1 protein-coding gene is annotated in these 521 nt (G+C 51.1%); it reads right to left on the bottom strand.

The window, feature by feature from the left end; all coding sequences use genetic code 11:
* Positions 1-521: GTPase (locus VT06_RS17235; protein ID WP_046555564.1), on the bottom strand; the 521-nt coding region annotated here is incomplete at both ends.

Genomic DNA, 521 nt, shown 5'->3' on the forward strand with positions numbered 1-521 from the left:
ACTCGGCGCCCGCGTACCAATGGTGGTTGATGCTCTTCTTGTGCCGATTCCATAATACGCGTGAGCTGTGCGGTGCTCACTCGCTGAGTGGCACTGGCATAGGCTTCTTGTACCGATTCAAATAAATGCCCAACGTTGGTACCGTGCAATGCAGAAATAAAGTGCAAGCGCGCGAAATCAACGAAGCCCAAGCGGCGATCAAGCTCTTGCTTAATCCATTCTTTTGCTTCGCTATCAAGCCCATCCCATTTGTTTACCGCAAGTACAACGGAACGGCCAGCATTCAGCACAAAGCCGAGCAAGTTCAAATCTTGATCGCTAATGGTTTCCCGTGCATCGATCACCAAAATAACAACGTTGGCGCCTTCAATTGCTTGCAGGGTTTTCACCACTGAATACTTTTCTACCGCCATATCAATGCGGCCGCGGCGGCGAACACCGGCGGTATCGATTAGAACATATTCACGCCCTTCTCGCTCCATTGGGATGTATACGCTATCCCGCGTGGTGCCAGGCATATC

This window comes from Arsukibacterium sp. MJ3, from assembly GCF_000987765.1.
Classification (GTDB): Bacteria; Pseudomonadota; Gammaproteobacteria; order Enterobacterales; family Alteromonadaceae; genus Alishewanella.